The sequence below is a fragment of the Patescibacteria group bacterium genome, assembly GCA_041675205.1.
Classification (GTDB): Bacteria; Patescibacteriota; Patescibacteriia; order GWA2-46-9; family GWA2-46-9; genus JBAYUF01.
In genome coordinates this window covers 1-4,016 of the sequence record JBAYUF010000020.1, presented here as the reverse complement: position 1 = coordinate 4,016, position 4,016 = coordinate 1, and the positions used below count along the sequence as shown (strand labels likewise).

The window sequence follows — 4,016 nt, the reverse complement described above, 5'->3', positions numbered from 1 at the left end:
GGCAAGACGCATGATATCAACCTTGCTGCCCGTTTTGGAGAACATCATTACGTTCTTGAACCTTGTCGCTTTGTCCAGCAAGCCCTGGCTAGCTCTAAGAAGGTCCTCAAGCCTGGTTAACTCCTCTTCGATTTCGGTAATCATACTCGTAAGCCTCGCCGGATAGAGCATGATCCGAGTGCTCGGACGGAGATTCCCCACTCTACCTGCAAAGTACTCAAAGACCAGGATTTGCCGCTGCTGCAAAAGCTTTGGAACGATCACGTTGCGCAATTCGCCAAGTTCTAGCTCGAAGTTCTTGCTGATTACGTTTTGCGCGTATGTCGTGAGTAGATTCTCCAGCGGTTTTGCTAGCGATTTGAGAACTCGCCTCGCAATTGACTCCTGTATCACCCGTTCTTTAGATCCCCAATGTTTGAGGATTGCAATCGCCGCGAAGAGGTACACAAAACCAAGAACAATCACCCGCTGGGAATGTCTCGAATTGCCATCTAATGAATAACCGACAAACCACTTACAGACAAGGAGAACCGCTACTATATAGACAACCATAACCAACAAGAACCAACGACGGCACAACTTAATTGTACTATTGTCCATGACCAAACCTCGCTCGTCGCAGAGTGATTCTGCGGGCGCAGCGTACCATTTTTGCTGTGTTCGGTCAATGTCGTACGCGTGAAAATAAAATCTCAAACGTAGTCATCCTTAATGATATTTTTTCTTTGCATAAAAAAAGACAGACGTGTGAAACATTTCATAGCATCTTTTTCAAAACCTTGATATTAAACAACCCCACCACCCGCGTCCAGATGACGCGAGCGGCGGGGTTCGGGGGGGGTTGTTGCAGCGCGATTACTGCTGTGGATCGATCAACATTTGCATGGTTTGCTCGCGAACATCCTGCGACAAACCACTCAGTTGCTGAAAAATCTTCTGTACTTCGGTCCTTGCAATAGATCGAACCTCTTCTCGCAACGCATTAGCACATTGTTGAAGCTTGTCGTTCGCGTCTCGAGCTGCGTTTACAGCTTCAATCACAGCCAGCCTTGCAGCTTGTACCCGCGCTGCCGCAGCTTCAGACGCCGCAACTGCTTCGTCGTGCTGCGCGTGCAGCTGATCTAGGTAGGACGGCCGCGCCGTTGCCATGAACGCTGCGAACTCGGCTGCCTTCTCCGACTCAGTCAACGGCAGCATGACTTCGACGACGGCATCAGGCACTTCTTCTGGCGAAAGTGCGGATACTGGCGCCTCCGCGGCCGACGAGACTTCCTCCGGAGGCATTCCGAAGTACGCGCGAAGATTGGCGACGTTCCAGACGTAGCAGCAGCTGCCATCATCGAGGTAATCGATCAATTTCTTCGCATCAGACTGTCGCGAAAGCCATGAGTCCACAGCTTTCTCGTTCATTGTTGTCGGACTCGTCTCTGCGATTATCCGTCTCCATCTTAGCTCAGAAACTGGTTCGTGCGTGCCAATCCTCTTGTAAATCTCAATGAGTCGCCGCATGAGTCCAGCCCTCTGGGGATTTTCACCTATCTCTGGCTGCGGAAGATTGAGGAGTGCCGCCGAAGCCTTTACAGGCGATAGCAAAAGTCCGTCACTGTCCATCATGTTCCGTTCCTCAGGCCCACAATGAGCCGTTATAATTTTGGCAGCACCCTCATCAGAGCCTTTCTGTGAGGTTTCACCTTCCGTCGCAGGATGTTGCCAGTCCTCTGGAATCGGCTTCAAGTACATCCATGTAGCACCGTCCGAAAGAAAATCGTCTTTTCTTGCATCCAACCACTGAATCATCCCATTCGCATGGTTGAACTGCGCATGGACACTGCGACTCGTCCGTTTCACCGCAAAGTATGTGGCAATTTCAGACCGTCCAATGAGAAGCGTACCTCCGTCACCAAATGCAAGGTAGAGCTGCTTGAGCTCATCCGAAACATTTTGCGGCTGTGATGCAATGCCACGCTCCTCAAGAGTTTTTCTTGAGAACCGCCACTGGTTTGCGCATTTCGGAATGGTCTCAATGACACCTTTCCTTATTGCCTCAGAGATGAAGCCACCTGAGTTGTATGAAACCGGTTGAAGATAGGGCTCTATATCTCGACCACTAAAACCCGTTGAGGCCTTGTCGGTCCCAAGATGACGCAGAACGCCCACAACAACACTATTGAACTTTTGGCGCCGCTGCGCCCTGTTTAGTTTAGCCATTGACCCCTCTTCTGCGAACAAAGGTTAAAATCTGGCTGTCTGAATAATCTATTCAGCATTTCGCTATGCTATCGCATTTTTTACATAATGTCAAGAAGAGTACGATAATACAAAAAAGCGCGCCATCGGCGCGCTTTTGAAACCTTATTAATTACTTCGAGTTCTTCTTGCGATCGTTTGCATTCAAGAACTGCTTGCGAATACGAATTTCGCTTGGAACAATTTCTACCCATTCGTCGTCACCGATATACTCGATTGACTCTTCGAGTGTGAGCACGCGATGTGGTTCGAGCTTAACTGCCATATCTGCACCAGATGAGCGCATGTTCGAAAGCTTCTTTTCCTTACAAACGTTAACTTCGAGATCATCATCCTTCGCGTTCTGACCAACAATCTGACCTGCATACACTTCCTGAGCAGGACCCACAAAAAGCTGACCGCGCTCACCTGCTGTTTCGAGCGCGTAACCGGTTGTTGTACCTGTTTCGTATGCGATAAGTGAGCCGTGATTGCTTGTTGAAAGATTTGCAACCCATGGGATGAAGCCGCTGAACAAGGTGTTCAAAACACCAGTTCCTTTTGTATCTGTCATGAATTCGTTACGGTAGCCGATAAGACCACGCGTTGGAATTACGAAGTGGAGATTTGCCTGGCCTTCGTGAACTGCGTAGTTCTTCATTTCACCACGGCGCTTTCCGAGTTTTTCAATAACGGTTCCCGCATACGCTTCTGGTACTTCAACGAACACATCTTCTGATGGTTCCATTTCAACACCGTTTTCCATGTGGGTAACTACCTGAGGACGTGTAACCTGAAGTTCAAAGTTTTCGCGGCGCATCTTTTCGATCAAAATCGCGAGGTGCAATTCACCGCGACCCGATACAACAAAGTTATCAGCTCCCTCACCTGGATCAACGCGAAGTGCAACGTCCGTTTCGAGTTCTTTATCGAGACGTTCGCGGAGCAAACGTGATGTATTCTTTGTTCCTTTTTCCTTACCGTTAAATGGTGAGTCATTCACGCGGAATGTCATCTTAACGGTTGGCTGCTCAATCACGAGCAAATCAAGCGCGACTGGGTTTGTTGCGTCTGCGATGGTGTCACCGATTGAAACATCTGCCACACCTGCGAGCAAGATAATGTCACCCGCCTGTGCGTGTTCGATTTCAGCAGTGTCGAGACCTTCAAACGCCATAAGCGCGGTAACTTTCTGCTTTGTCTGTACACCGTCACGGTTGATATGAACGATAGTGTCGCCCTTTTTCACGCGACCGTTGAAAATACGGCCGATACCGAGCTTACCTTTATAGTTGTCCATGCGAAGCGAAACAACGAGCATCTGAAGTGGTGATTCCACATCTGCCTTTGGAGCTGGGATGTTCTTGATAACGGTGTCAAAAATTGGAGTGATGTCAGTCATCGCCTCGAGATTGTCCTCGTAACCAGCCTTTCCTGCAATCGCTGCAGCGTAAATAACGGGGAAATCGAGCTGCTCGTCTGTTGCGCCGAGTGCTGCAAACAAATCGAATGTTGTGTTGAGCACGTATTCGCAACGAGCATCCTTTTTATCAATTTTGTTAATAACAACGATAACGCGAAGACCGAGTGCAAGTGCTTTTTTAAGCACAAACTTTGTCTGAGGCATTGGACCTTCTTTCGCGTCAACGAGGAGAAGCGCACCGTCAGCCATCTTCAAAACACGCTCAACTTCACCGCCAAAGTCAGCGTGACCTGGAGTATCGATAATATTGATCTTGGTGTCACCGTAGTGAACCGATGCGTTTTTCGAGAAAATTGTAATACCGCGC

3 protein-coding genes are annotated in these 4,016 nt (G+C 48.9%); all 3 read right to left on the bottom strand.

Translation table 11 applies throughout. From position 1 onward, the window contains the following. On the bottom strand, positions 1–600 hold a 600-nt coding region (locus WC052_05865), incomplete at its 3' end, for a hypothetical protein (protein ID MFA7287161.1). A 255-nt stretch (positions 601–855) separates the two neighbouring features. Further along, positions 856–2,208 carry a hypothetical protein gene (locus tag WC052_05860; protein MFA7287160.1) on the bottom strand — a complete coding sequence of 451 codons (1,353 nt, stop codon included), beginning with the start codon at positions 2,206–2,208 and terminating at the stop codon, positions 856–858. Positions 2,209–2,359: 151 nt separating this feature from the next. Beyond that, a partial coding sequence (typA, locus tag WC052_05855; protein MFA7287159.1) for a translational GTPase TypA occupies positions 2,360–4,016 on the bottom strand: 1,657 nt, incomplete at its 5' end.

Excerpts from the sequence above, each read along its gene's own strand:
- WC052_05860 (MFA7287160.1), bottom strand. The coding sequence starts at position 2,208 with ATGGCTAAACTAAACAGGGCGCAGCGGCGCCAAAAGTTCAATAGTGTT.